We start from the raw sequence: 526 nt of genomic DNA, 5'->3' as shown, positions 1-526 counted from the left end.
ATGGAACTGATCGGCAGGTGGGAGAAGTGGCTCAAGGAGGCAAAGCATGCAAGATAAGCTGAAGATTTTACAGATTGGCCTGAGCGACTGGAGCCGGGAGCTGTCCCTGCCGGACAATATGGTCTGGTACCATTTCTTTCCTCATTCCCGTCTGGCTCTGAAAAAGGTCATGGAGATGGACAGGATTTTTCAGTTCAGCGCCATTCTGGTGGAAGACTTGGCCCTGATTCCGGACCTGTTCATGATTGAGGACAAGATTACGCCCTATACGGTCTTTTACAATCAAGATCAGCAGACTCAGGAGGCGGACATTGAGTATTTTCTCAAGCGCCACTGTGCCCAGCCGGCGGACATGAACGACCGCTCTGAGCTGGTGCGGCTGCTGTCCAAGGCTCTCTTTCGCGGCCAGTACGGCGACAAGATGACGCCCATCGATATGACGGTCAGTCCGGGCTTTGGCGGGCAGATTTGCTACAATGGCTATGAAAATCTGACTCTGGAAGGGGACTTTAGTCCGGACTTTCAG

At 52.9% G+C, this 526-nt stretch carries 1 protein-coding gene; it reads left to right on the top strand.

Annotated features, from left to right (window positions below; translation table 11 throughout):
• Positions 1 to 46 precede the first annotated feature (46 nt).
• The coding region (locus STRDD11_RS10900; protein WP_277592951.1) for an accessory Sec system protein Asp2 at positions 47 to 526 on the top strand (480 nt) is incomplete at its 3' end.

This window comes from Streptococcus sp. DD11, assembly GCF_001578865.1.
Lineage (GTDB): Bacteria > Bacillota > Bacilli > Lactobacillales > Streptococcaceae > Streptococcus > Streptococcus panodentis.
The sequence above is the reverse complement of the archived record's forward strand: the minus strand, read 5'-3'. Positions and strand labels throughout refer to the sequence as shown.